Annotated in this window: 14 protein-coding genes; all 14 read left to right on the plus strand. The window is 65.2% G+C overall.

The features are described 5' to 3' along the window. Positions 1-98 precede the first annotated feature (98 nt). Positions 99-815 carry an ABC transporter ATP-binding protein gene (locus tag EN749_RS18140; RefSeq protein ID WP_127266437.1) on the plus strand — a complete coding sequence of 239 codons (717 nt, stop codon included), beginning with the start codon at positions 99-101 and terminating at the stop codon, positions 813-815. After that, positions 815-1,516: an ABC transporter ATP-binding protein gene (locus EN749_RS18145; RefSeq protein ID WP_128363641.1), complete on the plus strand. Its 702-nt coding sequence runs from the start codon at positions 815-817 to the stop codon at positions 1,514-1,516. The genes EN749_RS18140 and EN749_RS18145 overlap by 1 nt, the downstream gene beginning before the upstream one ends. A gap of 67 nt (positions 1,517-1,583) precedes the next feature. Then, positions 1,584-2,447, plus strand: a complete 864-nt coding sequence (locus EN749_RS18150) for a branched-chain amino acid ABC transporter permease (protein ID WP_128363642.1) — start codon at positions 1,584-1,586, stop codon at positions 2,445-2,447. An 8-nt stretch (positions 2,448-2,455) separates the two neighbouring features. Further along, on the plus strand, positions 2,456-3,505 hold the full coding sequence (locus EN749_RS18155) for a branched-chain amino acid ABC transporter permease (RefSeq protein WP_128363643.1): 1,050 nt from the start codon (positions 2,456-2,458) through the stop codon (positions 3,503-3,505). Further along, positions 3,505-5,259 (plus strand): FAD-dependent monooxygenase, encoded by a 1,755-nt coding sequence (locus tag EN749_RS18160; RefSeq protein WP_127811180.1) that lies wholly within the window; start codon positions 3,505-3,507, stop codon positions 5,257-5,259. The genes EN749_RS18155 and EN749_RS18160 overlap by 1 nt, the downstream gene beginning before the upstream one ends. Before the next feature lie 10 nt (positions 5,260-5,269). Beyond that, positions 5,270-6,160 carry an intradiol ring-cleavage dioxygenase gene (locus EN749_RS18165; protein ID WP_128287381.1) on the plus strand — a complete coding sequence of 297 codons (891 nt, stop codon included), beginning with the start codon at positions 5,270-5,272 and terminating at the stop codon, positions 6,158-6,160. Beyond that, positions 6,160-6,978, plus strand: coding sequence for an SDR family NAD(P)-dependent oxidoreductase (locus EN749_RS18170; RefSeq protein WP_128287380.1), 819 nt, complete (start codon positions 6,160-6,162; stop codon positions 6,976-6,978). The genes EN749_RS18165 and EN749_RS18170 overlap by 1 nt, the downstream gene beginning before the upstream one ends. 63 nt (positions 6,979-7,041) lie before the next feature. Continuing rightward, entirely contained in the window at positions 7,042-8,349 is a 1,308-nt protein-coding gene (locus tag EN749_RS18175; RefSeq protein WP_127396230.1) for an ABC transporter substrate-binding protein, read from the plus strand. A gap of 25 nt (positions 8,350-8,374) precedes the next feature. Continuing rightward, positions 8,375-9,103, plus strand: coding sequence for an ABC transporter ATP-binding protein (locus EN749_RS18180; protein WP_127396229.1), 729 nt, complete (start codon positions 8,375-8,377; stop codon positions 9,101-9,103). Beyond that, positions 9,100-9,828: an ABC transporter ATP-binding protein gene (locus EN749_RS18185; RefSeq protein ID WP_127396228.1), complete on the plus strand. Its 729-nt coding sequence runs from the start codon at positions 9,100-9,102 to the stop codon at positions 9,826-9,828. The genes EN749_RS18180 and EN749_RS18185 overlap by 4 nt, the downstream gene beginning before the upstream one ends. Further along, the gene (locus EN749_RS18190; RefSeq protein WP_127811177.1) at positions 9,815-10,678 is read left to right on the plus strand and encodes a branched-chain amino acid ABC transporter permease; all 864 of its coding nucleotides are present in this window, start codon (positions 9,815-9,817) and stop codon (positions 10,676-10,678) included. The genes EN749_RS18185 and EN749_RS18190 overlap by 14 nt, the downstream gene beginning before the upstream one ends. Then, positions 10,675-11,700 (plus strand): branched-chain amino acid ABC transporter permease, encoded by a 1,026-nt coding sequence (locus EN749_RS18195; protein ID WP_127811176.1) that lies wholly within the window; start codon positions 10,675-10,677, stop codon positions 11,698-11,700. The genes EN749_RS18190 and EN749_RS18195 overlap by 4 nt, the downstream gene beginning before the upstream one ends. A 12-nt stretch (positions 11,701-11,712) precedes the next feature. Continuing rightward, positions 11,713-12,729, plus strand: a complete 1,017-nt coding sequence (locus tag EN749_RS18200; RefSeq protein ID WP_128287377.1) for an alcohol dehydrogenase catalytic domain-containing protein — start codon at positions 11,713-11,715, stop codon at positions 12,727-12,729. 27 nt (positions 12,730-12,756) lie between these two features. Further along, positions 12,757-13,442, plus strand: a 686-nt coding sequence (locus EN749_RS18205) for an alpha/beta fold hydrolase (protein WP_128363644.1), incomplete at its 3' end; no start/stop codon positions are given.

Consider the following 13,442-nt stretch of genomic DNA (forward strand, 5'->3'; position numbering starts at 1 on the left):
TTTCCAGCCTGAGTATCATCACTGTCATCCTTGGGTCGCGCCGAACGAGGGCGGCTGATACCGCCGCCCTCGTTCGGCGCGACCCAAGGATGACAGTGATGATACTCAGGCTGGAAAACGTTTCGAAGTCCTTTGGCGCCCTGAAGGTTGCGGATTCCGTGACCGTCAGCGTGCCGCGCGGCGAAGCGCTGGGCATTATCGGCCCGAACGGCGCGGGAAAATCGACGCTCTTCAACCTGATCACCGGAAACTTGTTTGCAAATGAGGGTCGCATCGAATTGCTCGGCCGCGACGTGACCCGTGCTCCGGCGATGGAGCGGGTGCGCATGGGCGTTGGCCGCAGCTTCCAGATTCCGCAGCCTTTCGAGGGGCTGACCGTGTTCGAAAATCTCTTGACCGCTGCCGCCTTCGGCCGCGGCGGACGCGAGGCCGAGATGGTCGACGATTGCGCTGGTATCCTCGAGGAGACGGAGCTTCTCAGGAAGGCCAATTTCGTGGCCGGCTCGCTGAGCCTTCTCGACCGCAAGCGCCTCGAACTCGCCCGCGCCCTGGCGACAGGCCCTGAGCTTCTGCTTCTGGACGAGATCGCCGGCGGTCTGACGGAGGGCGAATGCAAGGCCCTGGTCGCGACAATCAAGGCGATCCACGCCAGGGGCACGACAATCATCTGGATCGAGCATGTGCTGCACGCCCTGAATTCGGTGGTAGAGCGGCTTCTCGTGCTGGATTTCGGGCGTGTGATCGGGATCGGTGCGCCTGATGAGATCATGGCCTCGAAGGCGGTTCGCGAAATCTATCTGGGGCTCGAGGTCTGATGCTGGAAACGCGTGGCCTCACCGCGAATTACGGCCAGTTCCGGGCGCTGTTCGGTGTGGATATCAGCGTGGCCGCGGGCGAATGCGTGGCGATCATCGGCGCCAATGGCGCCGGGAAATCCACGCTGATGCGCTCGATCACGGGCGTGATCGGCAACGAGCCCGGCATGGTGCTGCACAGGGGCGAGCCGATCGGCGCGCTGTCTTCGGCCCAGATCATGAAACGCGGCATCGCCATGGTGCCGGAGGGGCGCCGACTGTTCCCTTCGCTCACCGTCGAGGAAAACCTGCTGGTCGGCGGGCAGGCGCGCAAGGTGCCGGGGCCGTGGAACCTCGACGCCGTCTATGACCTTTTTCCGATCCTGCGCGAGCGGCGCAAGAGCCCCGGCCCCGCGCTCTCGGGCGGCCAGCAGCAGATGGTGGCGATCGGCCGGGCGCTGATGTCGAACCCCCAATTGCTGCTCTGCGACGAGATCAGCCTCGGCCTCGCGCCCGTCGTCATCCGCGACATCTACGCAGCCCTTCCCAGGATCCGCGAAAGCGGCGCCGCGATCGTGCTGGTGGAGCAGGATATCGGCAAGGCGTTGGCGGTCGCCGACCGCGTCTACTGCATGATGGAGGGTCGCGTCACGCTGGCCGCCAGGACGGCCGAGGTCACGCGCGAAGACATCCATTCTGCCTATTTCGGGGTGGCGTCATGACCAGGGATCCGAGATTCCGTCATCTGCTCGCACAGCGCTCTCATGGCCTGATCGAGGTGGCGCGGCGATGATCTGGCTGGACACTCTCGTGCAGGGGATTCTGCTGGGCGGGCTCTATGCCCTGTTTGCAGCGGGATTGAGCCTCGTCTTCGGCATCATGCGGCTGGTGAATCTCGCCCATGGCGACCTCATCATTCTTGCCGCCTATCTGGTTTTGATGGGCGTCACGCTGCTCGGCCTGTCGCCCTGGATCGCTGCCCTGGTCGCCATGCCGGCGATGTTTGCGCTCGGCTGGCTGCTGCAGGCCGCCGTGCTGAACCGCGTACTGGGCAAGGACATCCTGCCGCCGCTTTTGGTCACCTTCGGCCTGTCGGTCGCCCTGCAGAACGGCCTGCTCGAGGCCTTCTCCGCCGACAGCCGCCGTATTCCGGTGGGCGCGTTGGAAAGGGCATCGCTCGATCTCGGGCTGGTCACGGTGGGGATCATGCCGCTGATGACCTTTGCCTCGGCGATCGTGATGATCATTGCCCTGAACGGGCTCTTTTACCACACAGCGCTCGGCCGTGCCTTCCGCGCCACCTCGGACGACGCCGTGACGGCGGGGCTGATGGGGATAGAGCCGAAGCGGATTTTCGCGATCGCCACCGGGATCGCCATGGTCGTGGTGACTCTGGCGGCCCTCTATCTCGGCATCCGGGCAAACTTCGATCCTTCGATCGGGCCGGCGCGGCTGATCTATGCCTTCGAGGCGGTGATCATCGGCGGCCTCGGCAGCCTATGGGGAACGCTCGCGGGCGGGATCATCATCGGCGTGGCGCAGACGTTTGGTGCCGCGCTCAATCCGGAATGGCAGATCCTGGCCGGCCACATCGCCTTCCTGGCCGTGATGCTGCTCAAACCGCGCGGGCTTTTTCCGCGCGCAGTGGATTGAGGGGCGGCATGTATCGACTGACAACCCGCACCCGCGCCGGAACCGTAACCGCGATCACGGTGCCGATCGTCATCGTCGCCGCGCTCGCGCTGCCTGCCGTGGCCTCGCGGGGCGTTATACAGGATTTGTTCTTCATCCTCACGATGCTGACGCTGGCGCAGATATGGAACCTTCTGGCGGGCTATGGCGGCCTGGTCTCGGTGGGTCAGCAGGCCTTCGTCGGCATCGGCGCCTACGCGATGTTCGCCGGCGTGATCCTGCTTGGCTGGAATCCGGTCCTGGCGATCCCACTGGGGGGGCTTGCGGCGCTGGTGCTGGCGGTTCCGACGGCCTTCTTCGCATTCCGTTTGCAGGGCGCCTATTTCGCCGTCGGCACCTGGGTGATCGCTGAAGTGACGCGCCTGCTGGTCGCGCAGTGGAAGGCGCTCGGCGGCGGCACCGGCACTTCGCTGCCGCGCGAGGCGACGAGCAGCATCCTGGGCACCGATGCGATCAGGGCGCTGTTCGGCGTCCGCGAGGCCGCGGCACGCGACGTCCTGGCCTACTGGCTGGCTTTGGCGTTGGTCGTAGCTGTGACCGGCGGCATCTATTGGCTGCTGCGCAATCGCCTCGGGCTGGCGCTGGCGGCGGTGCGCGACAATGTCGACGCGGCGCAATCGGTCGGCGTCGATACCGGCCGGCTCAGATGGGCGGTCTTTCTGATCGCCGCGGCCGCCACCGGGCTGACCGGCGCGCTGATCTTTCTGCAGACGGCCCGCATCTCGCCGGGAGCGGCCTTTGCCGTCACCGACTGGACCGCCAACGTCATCTTCATAGTCGTCATCGGCGGCATCGGCACCATCGAGGGGCCGATCCTCGGTGTGCTGGTCTTCTTTGCGCTGCGCTCGGCGCTGGCCGACTACGGCAGCTGGTACTTGATGACGCTCGGCCTCATCGCCGTCGTCGTAATGCTTTTTGCACCAAAGGGGCTGTGGGGCCTGATCGCGTCCCGCAAGGGCCTGCACCTGTTTCCGGTTCGCCGCAGGCTGACCGGTCCGAAGATCGAGGGAGGAATTTGATGGCGGATATCGAAACCGACGTGCTGATCGTCGGCACTGGCCCGGCCGGCTCGGCCACCGCCGCGCTGCTGTCCAGCTACGGCGTCGCCAACATGATCGTCAATCGCTATCGCTGGTTGTCGAACACGCCGCGTGCCCACATCACCAACCAGCGCACGATGGAAGTGCTGCGAGACCTTGGGCCGGAGGTAGAGGCCGAGGCCATGATGCACGCCTCCCCGCAGGAGCTGATGGGCGAGAACGTGTTCTGCGAAAGCCTGGCCGGCGAGGAGATCGGCCGCATGAAGAGCTGGGGCGTCCATCCGCTCTCCAAGGCCGAACATCTCCTGTCGTCTCCCTGCTTCATGAACGATCTGCCGCAGACCTTCATGGAGCCGATCCTGTTCAAGTCGGCCTGCGCCCGCGGCACGCAGGCCCGCATGAGCACGGAATATGTCAGCCATGTCCAGGATGCGGACGGCGTGACGACGACCTGCCACGATCGACTGTCGGGCAAGGATTTCACCGTGCGGTCGAAGTTCCTCGTCGGCGCCGACGGCGGCAACTCGCTGGTGGCCGAGCATCTGGGCCTGCCGCTCGAGGGCAAGATGGGCGTCGGCGGCTCGATGAACATCCTGTTCAGGGCCGATCTTTCGAAATATGTCGCCCACCGGCCGAGCGTCCTCTACTGGGTCATGCAGCCCGGCGCCGACGTCGGCGGCATCGGCATGGGTCTCGTGCGCATGGTGCGGCCGTGGGACGAATGGCTGATCGTCTGGGGTTACGACATCAACCAGCCGCCGCCTGAAGTGACGCCGGAACTGGCCACCAGCGTCGCGCGTCAACTGGTCGGAGATCCCGCGCTCGAGATCGAGCTCCTGGGCGCCAACACCTGGACCGTGAACAACTGCTTCGCCACGCACATGCAGAAGGGGCGGGTGTTCATCATGGGCGATGCCGCGCACCGGCATCCGCCCTCGAACGGGCTCGGCTCGAACACATCGATCCAGGACGGGTTCAACCTCGCCTGGAAGCTTGCCAAGGTCGTCAAGGGGCAGGCGGGGGTCGGGCTTCTGGACAGCTTCTCGGCCGAGCGCGCACCGATCGCGCGCCAGATCGTGACACGGGCGAACCAGTCCATCGCCGAATTCGGACCGATCTTCGAGGCGCTCGGCATGGACGGCGGCGTGGATCACGACAAGATCCACAGGAACATGGAGGCTCGCGCCGATGCGACGCCCGTCGCCGAAGCGCAGCGCGAGGCGCTCCGCAAGGCCATCGCCTTCAAGAAGTACGAGTTCGACGCCCATGGCGTCGAGATGAACCAGCGCTATGCCTCCGGCGCGGTGGTGACCGACGGCCAGGGCGAGCCGCCTTTCGAGAAGGATCGCGAGCTGCATTATGCGCCGACAACGTGGCCCGGTGCGCGCTTGCCGCATGTCTGGGTCTTCGAGCGCTCCGGCAGGAAAGTCTCGACGCTCGATCTTTGCGGGCATGGCGAGTTCACGCTGTTGACCGGCATTGGCGGCGAGGCGTGGGTCGCAGCGGCGGAGACGGTGGGCGCGGAGCTCGGTCTGCCGATCCGCAGCCATGTGATCGGCCCGCGCCGCGCGATCGAGGATCATACCGGCGACTGGGCCGGCGCACGGGAGATCCGCGACACCGGCTGCCTGATCGTTCGTCCCGACCATCATGTCTCCTGGCGTTCCGAAACGCTGGCGGCCGATCCGGCGGCCGAACTGCGCCGGGTCTTGAAATCCGTTCTGGCGCGCTGAGGAGGATCGCATGATCGACGAACACGAATCCGGCTATTTCACCGAAGCGAACTCGGCCGAGGTCGTGGTGGCGCGCAACAGGAACGCCAAGGACGAGCGGCTCAAAGAGGTGATGGAGGTCATCACCCGCAAGCTGCACGAGGCGGTGAAGGAGATCGAGCCGACACAGGAGGAATGGTTCGGCGCGATCATGTTCCTGACGCAGACAGGCCAGATCTGCAACGAGTGGCGGCAGGAATACATCCTGCTGTCGGATGTTCTCGGTGTCTCGATGCTGGTCGATGCGATCAACAACCGCAAGCCGTCGGGCGCCTCGGAATCGACGGTGCTGGGACCCTTCCACGTCGCCGACGCCCCCGAACTGCCGATGGGCTCCAACATCTGCCTCGACCAGAAGGGCGAGCCCATGTTCGTGCATGGCCACATCCTCGATACCGAGGGCAACCCGATCGCAGGCGCCAAGATCGACGTCTGGCAGGCCAATGACGAGGGCTTCTACGACGTGCAGCAGAAGGGCATCCAGCCCGACTTCAACCTGCGCGGCGTCTTCCGCACCGGCGCGGACGGGCGCTACTGGTTCCGCGGCGTGAAGCCGAAATACTACCCGATCCCGGACGACGGCCCAGTCGGCAAGCTGCTGGGCGCGCTGGGGCGTCACCCAAATCGTCCGGCGCATCTCCACTACATCGTCGAGGCCGCGGGCTTCGAAGCGCTGACCACGCACATCTTCGACCCGGACGACCCGTACATCGATTCAGATGCCGTCTTCGGCGTGAAGAAGAGCCTGCTCGCCGAATTCCGCAAGATCGAGGACGCCGAAGCTGCCGCCAGGGTCGAGGTTGCGGCCCCGTTCTACGACGTGGAGTTCGATTTCGTGCTGTCGCACAAGGGAGGAAACTGATGGCCGCACTTGAAAAGATGTTCGATGTCAGAGGCAAGTCGGTGATCGTCACCGGGGGCGCCAGCGGCATCGGGCAGGCCTATGCCGAGATCATGGCCGAGCACGGGGCGAAGGTCTGTATCTTCGACCTGAACCCTGCCGGGCTTGACACGACCGTGGCCGCGATCAGGGCGGTGGGTGGCGATGTCTGGGGCCAGGTTGTCAATGTCGGCGACCGCGCGGCCATGGCCGCAGCCTTCGACAAGGTCGCCGGGAAGGCAGGCTCGATCGATGTCGTGTTCGCCAATGCCGGGATCGATGCCGGGCCGGGCTTCAACACCCCGACGGGCGAAAGGAACCCCGAGGGCGCCATCGAGAACCTGCCCGACGAGCACTGGGACAAGGTGATCGAGATCAACCTGACCTCGGTCTACACCACGATCAAGCATGCCGTCCGGCATATGAAGCCGAATGGCGGCGGCCAGATCATCGTCACGTCGTCCATTGCATCGCTGATCAACGAGAGCATCGTGGGCACGCCCTACATGCCCGCCAAGGCCGCGGTGAACCATCTCGTTCGCCACATGGCGATGGAGCTTGGCGACTACAACATCCGCATCAATGCCATCCTGCCCGGACCGTTCATCACCAACATCGCCGGCGGCCGGCTGCGCAATCCGGCGGACCGCAAGGCCTTCGAGGCCCAGTCGCTGCTCGGTCGGATCGGCGACCCGGAAGAGATCAAGGGCCTGGCGCTTTATCTGGCGTCGCCGGCCGCGTCCTACGTCACGGGCTCGCTGATCGTAATCGATGGCGGCTCACTGCTGAGGATGACCTGAAGCCGCTTTGAACTGAGACCGGTCCCGTGGGCCGGAGAAACTTAACCCAGGGAGGAACCGACGATGAGCTACTACAACAGACTGGTGAAATCGGGCTTGCGGCCCAGCCGCCGAAGCGTCCTGAAGGGGATTGGAGCCGGCCTTGCCGCCAGCACGCTTGGCATGCCGGCCTATGTGCGCGCCGCGACGGCGGGAAAGATCAAGCTCGGCTATCTCAGCCCGACGACCGGACCGCTCGCCCTGTTTGGTGAAACGGATGGCTACACCTTGCAGAAGATCCGCGCCCTGCTCGGCGGCCAGCTGCAATGCGCCGACGGCAATACTTACGAAATCGAGATTCTTGACCGCGACAGCCAGTCCAATCCGAACAAGGCATCGGAAATCGCCGGCAATCTGATCCTGAACGACGAGGTGCATCTGCTCGTGCCGGCCTCGACCACCGACACGATCCTGCCCGCGGCCGAGCAGGCCGAGCTTTATGAAACGCCCTGCATTTCCTCGGGCGCTCCCTGGCAAGCGGTGATCATGCCGCGCGGCGGCGGCAAGCAGACCTTCGACTGGACCTATCATTTCTTCTGGGGCCTCGACGAGGCGTTGAACACCTTCGTCGGGCTCTGGAACCATCTGGAGACCAACAAGAAGGTCGGGATGCTGTTCCCCCAGAACATCGACGGCGAGACCTGGGGCAACGACGAATATGGCTTGCCAGCGCCGACCCGCAAGGCCGGCTACGAGGTCGTGGTGCCCGGCTATTTCCAGCCCCGCACCAATGATTTTTCCGCACAGATAGCCGAGTTCAAGAAGCAGGGCTGCGAGATCATCGGCGGGATTACCTATCCCGACGATCTGAAGACCTTCGTCACCCAGTGCAACCAGCAGGGCTTCAAGCCGAAGGCGGTCACGGTGGCGGCGGCGCTCTTGTTCCCGGGTGGCGTCGAGGCCATGGGTCCTCTAGGCAACGGCATGTCCTCGGAGGTCTGGTGGACCCCGGCCTTCCCGTTCAAGTCGTCGCTGACCGGCCAGGTCAGCAGCGACATCGCCAGCGAATGGGAAGCCGATACGAAGCGCCAGTGGACGCAGCCGCTGGGCTATTCGCATGCCTTGCTCGAGGTCGCCCTCGACATACTGAAGCGCTCTTCCAATCCGCTCGACCGTGCGGCCAATCGTGACGCTCTGGTCGCTACCGATCTGCAGACGCTGGTCGGTCATATCAAGTTCGACGGCTCGCCCCACAAGAACATCTGCAAGACGCCGATCTTCGGCGGCCAGTGGGTGAAGGGCGAGAAATGGCCTTATGACCTGAAGATCGTCGACAACACTGTCAATCAGCTCTTCGCGCCGCAGCAGGCTATCCAGCCGATCGCCTGGTGACATGAGCGGGAACGCGGGCAGAGTTATGGGTAGGGAAATCCTGCTGAAAGCGCACGGCGTGTCGAAGTCCTTCGGCGCTGTCCGCGTCCTGCATGAGGTGAGCTTCGACGTGCATCGGGGCGAGGTGCTGGGCATCCTCGGCCCGAATGGGGCGGGCAAAACGACGCTGTTCAACATGATCAGCGGCGATTTGAAGACGTCCGGCGGCGAGATCCAGCTCGGCGACACCGCGCTTCGCGGCGAGCCGCCCTTCCGGCGCTGCCAGATGGGGATCGGGCGGACCTATCAGATCCCGCGTCCCTATTCCGGCATGACCACCTTCGAAAACCTGCTGGTCGCCGCCGCTTTCGGCGGCGGCCGATCCGAGAAGCAGAGCTATGCTTTCTGCGCCCAGGTCCTGCGCGATTGCGAGCTCTCCGACAAGGCCAATGTCTCGGCCGGCGCGCTCACTCTGCTCGATCGCAAGCGGCTGGAGCTGGCGCGCGCGCTGGCGTCGGATCCGAAGCTGCTGCTGTTGGACGAGATCGCGGGTGGGCTGACCGACGATGAATCGAAGGCGCTGGTGGCGCTGGTGCGCCGCATACGCGACCGCGGCATCACCATTGTGTGGATCGAGCATGTGTTGCACGCGCTCTTGGCGGTGGCCGACCGGCTGTTGGTGCTGAACTTCGGCGAGAAGATCGCCGAAGGCGTGCCCGCCGAAGTGATTGCGCTGCCCGAGGTCCAGCGCGTCTACATGGGGATCGAGGGATGACGCCCGTTCTTTCCACCCACGGGCTGTTGGCCCGCTATGGCGATTTCCAGGCGCTCTACGGCGTCGACATAGAGCTGCACCAGGGTGAGGCCGTGGCCTTGATCGGCGCCAATGGGGCCGGAAAATCCACGCTCCTGCGTTCGATCATGGGCCTGCTCCCGGTCGGGCGCGAGATGGTGCTGCTGCACGGCGAGGCTGTTGGCGGCACCGCCACCGACCGCATGGTGCAGAAGGGCGTCGCCATTGTGCCGGAGGGCCGCCGGCTCTTCACCGGCATGTCGGTCGAGGACAATCTGCGCGTCGCCATCGACCAGGCTGCGCGCATGGGCGCCAAGGGCGGATGGACGCTGCCGCGTCTGCATCAGCTGTTCCCGATCCTCAAGGAGAAGGCTCGCACGCAGGTGCAAAGCCTCTCGGGCGGGCAGCAGCAGATGGTGGCGATCGGCCGCGCGCTGCTCTGCCAGCCGCGCGTGCTGCTCTGCGACGAGATCAGCCTTGGTCTTGCGCCGAAGGTGATCCGCGAGATCTATGCCGCCTTGCCCGAAATCCGCGCCACCGGAACGGCGATGATCGTGGTCGAGCAGGATGTCGGCCTCGCTCGAACCGCTACGGACCGCCTCTACTGCATGCTGGAGGGGCGCGTGACCCTGACCGGCAGGTCCGCCGAAATCACGCGCGAGCAGATCGGCAAAGCCTATTTTGGAGCGGGCCATGGAGTGGTTTGACGCCTTGGTGCAGGGGGTCCTGCTGGGCGGCATGTATGCCCAGTATGCGCTCGGCATGGCGCTGATGTTCGGCGTCATGCGGATCGTCAACATCAGCCATGGCGATCTGGTGATCCTTTTGTCGCTGATAGGCATTTCGATAGCCACGGCCTGGGGTCTGGGACCGCTGCCTGTGCTGATCTTACTGGTGCCGCTCGCGGTGCTGATGGGCTGGGTGCTGCAGAAGGCCGTGCTGAACCGCGTGGTGGGCAGCGATCCGCTGCCCTCGCTGATCGCCACCTTCGGACTGTCGATCGCGCTGCAGAACCTGATGCTGCAGATATGGTCCGCGAACAGCCGATCGTTGCCCGGCCATGGAATAGAGAGTCAATCCATCGAGATCGGCGGTATCTATGTCGGCCTCCTGCCGCTGATCGTGCTGGCCGTCGCCACGGGGTTGACAGGAGGCCTCGACCTGACTCTGAAGCGCACGCGCTTCGGCCGGGCGCTCCGCGCCGCGTCGGCCGATGTCGAGGCAGCGGCGATGACCGGCATCAATCCGCGCGCCGTCTATGCGATGGCGACAGCGGCAGCGGTCGGCATCCTCGGCTTTGCAGCCGTCTTCCAGGCGTTGCGGTCGACCGTCGCGCCGGCCGACGGACCTGCCCAGCTGATCTACGCCTTCGAAGCGGTGATCATCGGCGGCATGGGGACGGTATGGGGCGCCTTCGCCGGCTCGATGGTGCTCGGCATCTCGCAGGCCATCGGCTTCCGCATGGATCCGGGCTTCGGCGTGCTCGCCGGACATATCGTCTTCCTGATCGTGCTGGCGACCCGCCCGCAGGGCTTGTTCGGAAAGGCATTGTCATGAGTGCGATCCCCTATGTGGCAACCGAGGTGCCTCAGGTCCTGGTCCAACGCCAGACCCGGTCCGGTCGCATCGCGATGACGCTGGCTGTGCTGGCGCTGATCGGTGTCGCCGCCATGCCATGGTGGGCCACGACCGGCACGATCCGGTCGATTCTGGTGCTGTGCTGCTACATCGCCGTCGCTCAGCTGTGGAACCTGCTCGCCGGCTATGCCGGCCTCGTCTCGGTGGGTCAGCATGCCTTCATGGGAGCGGCCGGCTATGCGCTCTTCGTGTTGGCCCAGACTTACGGCATCAATCCGTTTGTGGCGGTCTTCCTTTCGCTGCTGGTGCCGGCCGCGCTGGCCGTGCCGATCTACCTGCTGCTGCATCGCCTGGATGGCCCCTATTTTTCGATCGGCACATGGGTGGTGGCCGAGGTCTTCCGGCTGACCGCCTCGAACCTGCCGCTCGTCAATTCCGGCGCGGGCATGTCGCTTCGCGTGATGAAGGACTATTCGGCCTTCGAGCGGAATGTCGCCATGTCGCTGCTCTGCGCGGGGATGCTGCTCGTCACGCTGGGCGGCAGCTATTGGCTGCTTCGCTCGCGCTTCGGCCTTGCGCTGATCGCCATGCGCGACAATCCGGTCGCGGCCGCGAGCCAGGGCGTGAATGTCGTCAAGCTGCGCTTCCTGATCTACGTCGCGTCGGCGGTCGGCTGCGGTCTTGCCGGGGCGATCTATTTCATGGCGCAGCTCCGCATCACCCCGGGATCGGCCTTTGATCCGATGTGGGCGAACGTCGCGATCTTCATCGTCATGGTCGGCGGAATCGGCTCCATCGAGGGCGTTCTGATCGGATCCCTGATTTTCTTCATCGCGGACCGCTGGTTCGGCGAATACGGCGCGACTTATTTCGTTGTCCTCGGCCTGATGACGCTTCTGGTCGCGCTCTACGCCCGGACGGGCATCTGGGGCCTGATCTCGAAACGGTGGGATGCACCATGGTTCCCGATCCGACGCAAGCTCGTCGACCCGAACCGCTGACGAGGAGGATTCATGAAAGCCGCCATCTTCGATAGGGTCGGCGTCCCGCTGCGGATCGGCACGGTGCCGGACCCGACGCCGGCACCGGGCGAGGTCGTCTTGCGTGTCGCCGCCTGCGGCATCTGCGGCAGCGATCTGCATATCACCGAGGACCCCGTGCCTTTCGGCATCGAGGCAGGCTTCGTGCTCGGCCATGAATTCTCTGGGGACATCGTCGCGGTCGGATCGGAGGCAACAGGCCTTCGGATCGGTGACCGTGTCGCCGTCGCGCCTATGCGCGGTTGCGGACACTGCGAAGCCTGCGAGCGCGGCGATCCGGCGCGCTGTCGCGAGATGGAGCTGATCGGCGGCGGCTATGCGCAATACGCGACCGTGGCCGCACGCCAGTGTCACATCCTGCCCGGCGATGTGGCGCTCGAGGATGGTGCGTTGGCCGAGCCACTGTCGGTCGCTCTGCATTGCATCGTCCGCTCGGGCATGAAGCCGGGGGATCGGGTCGCCATCCTGGGCGCTGGGCCGATCGGACTGCTCGTCGCCTTCTGGGCGCGGCGGATGGGGGCGTCGCGTGTCGTGGTGGCCGACATCCACGGCCATCAGCGCGAGCGTGCGCTTGCTCTCGGCGCGACCGGCTTCGCGCTTTCGGGCGAAAAGCTGACCGAGAACCTCGCCGATCTCTGTGGCGGAGCGCCAGACATTGTCTTCGAATGCGTCGGCAAGCGCGGCCTCATCGGCGCGGCGGTCGAAGCGGTGCGGCTGCAGGGCACGGTGGTTGGCGTCGGCTTGTGTATCGGCGGCGACGAATGGGATCCGTTCATTGCGCTGACCAAGGAAGTGAACCTGCTGTTCTCGGTCTTCTTCCATCAGCGCAACGAATTCGGCGTCGCCCTCGATGCGCTGCGCGGCGGACCTTTCGCACCCCAAGCTCTGGTCACCGACCGGATCGATCTCTCGCCAGTTCCGCAGATATTCGAGAGCCTTCGCCGCCGCACCACGCAATGCAAAGTGCTGATTCAGCCGGACCTTGTTTGAGGCCGCACCTGTTTGAGGAGAGTGAAAATGGCCGTTCAATTCGAAACGCTCGAATACGATATCGGCGGCACGGAAACGGTGGTGAAGGCCATCGGTAGAGGCAAGCCCGTGCTGTTCCTGCACGGCGCCTCGACGCTTGAAGGCTTCGGCTTCGCGGAGGGCCTCGCCGACCGCTTCCGCGTGCTCTGCCCGAGCCATCCGGGCTTCGGCTTTTCTGGCCCGGCGCCGCATGTCGCTGCGATGTCCGACCTGGTTCTGCACTACCTGAACCTGCTCGATGTTCTGAACCTGCCGGAGAAGCCTCATCTCATCGGCTTTTCCATGGGCGGCTGGATGGCGACCGAGCTCGCCGGCCTTGCGCGCGAGCGTTTCGACAAGGTGGTGCTGATCGCTCCCGCCGGGCTCAACGACCCCGCGCATCCGGCCACCGATCTGGGCGCGGTCGCGCCGCAGGAGCTGCCGGCCTATCTGGCGCATGACGTCTCGGTGGCGCTGCGCTATTTCCCGGACGGCTCAGACCCCGCCTTTGCCGAGGCCTTCGGCGCCGACCGCGTCCGCGAAGGCGACACGCTCGGCCGGCTGCTGGCGCCGTTCGGCATGGGCCATCCCAACCTGCGGCGCTTTCTGGCGCGTATCGCCAATCCGACGCTGGTCGTCTGGGGCACCAGGGACCGTCTGCTGCCGGCTGGCCAGGCGCCGCTCTTCGTCGAAGC

The sequence above is a fragment of the Mesorhizobium sp. M7A.F.Ca.ET.027.02.1.1 genome (assembly GCF_004022985.1).
Taxonomy (GTDB): Bacteria; Pseudomonadota; Alphaproteobacteria; order Rhizobiales; family Rhizobiaceae; genus Mesorhizobium.

Coding starts and splice junctions, on each gene's coding strand:
- EN749_RS18195 (WP_127811176.1), top strand. CDS start 10,675: ATGAGTGCGATCCCCTATGTGGCAACCGAGGTGCCTCAGGTCCTGGTC.
- EN749_RS18145 (WP_128363641.1), top strand. CDS start 815: ATGCTGGAAACGCGTGGCCTCACCGCGAATTACGGCCAGTTCCGGGCG.
- EN749_RS18185 (WP_127396228.1), top strand. CDS start 9,100: ATGACGCCCGTTCTTTCCACCCACGGGCTGTTGGCCCGCTATGGCGAT.
- EN749_RS18200 (WP_128287377.1), top strand. CDS start 11,713: ATGAAAGCCGCCATCTTCGATAGGGTCGGCGTCCCGCTGCGGATCGGC.
- EN749_RS18140 (WP_127266437.1), top strand. CDS start 99: ATGATACTCAGGCTGGAAAACGTTTCGAAGTCCTTTGGCGCCCTGAAG.
- EN749_RS18190 (WP_127811177.1), top strand. CDS start 9,815: ATGGAGTGGTTTGACGCCTTGGTGCAGGGGGTCCTGCTGGGCGGCATG.
- EN749_RS18170 (WP_128287380.1), top strand. CDS start 6,160: ATGGCCGCACTTGAAAAGATGTTCGATGTCAGAGGCAAGTCGGTGATC.
- EN749_RS18150 (WP_128363642.1), top strand. CDS start 1,584: ATGATCTGGCTGGACACTCTCGTGCAGGGGATTCTGCTGGGCGGGCTC.
- EN749_RS18160 (WP_127811180.1), top strand. CDS start 3,505: ATGGCGGATATCGAAACCGACGTGCTGATCGTCGGCACTGGCCCGGCC.
- EN749_RS18175 (WP_127396230.1), top strand. CDS start 7,042: ATGAGCTACTACAACAGACTGGTGAAATCGGGCTTGCGGCCCAGCCGC.
- EN749_RS18155 (WP_128363643.1), top strand. CDS start 2,456: ATGTATCGACTGACAACCCGCACCCGCGCCGGAACCGTAACCGCGATC.
- EN749_RS18165 (WP_128287381.1), top strand. CDS start 5,270: ATGATCGACGAACACGAATCCGGCTATTTCACCGAAGCGAACTCGGCC.
- EN749_RS18180 (WP_127396229.1), top strand. CDS start 8,375: ATGGGTAGGGAAATCCTGCTGAAAGCGCACGGCGTGTCGAAGTCCTTC.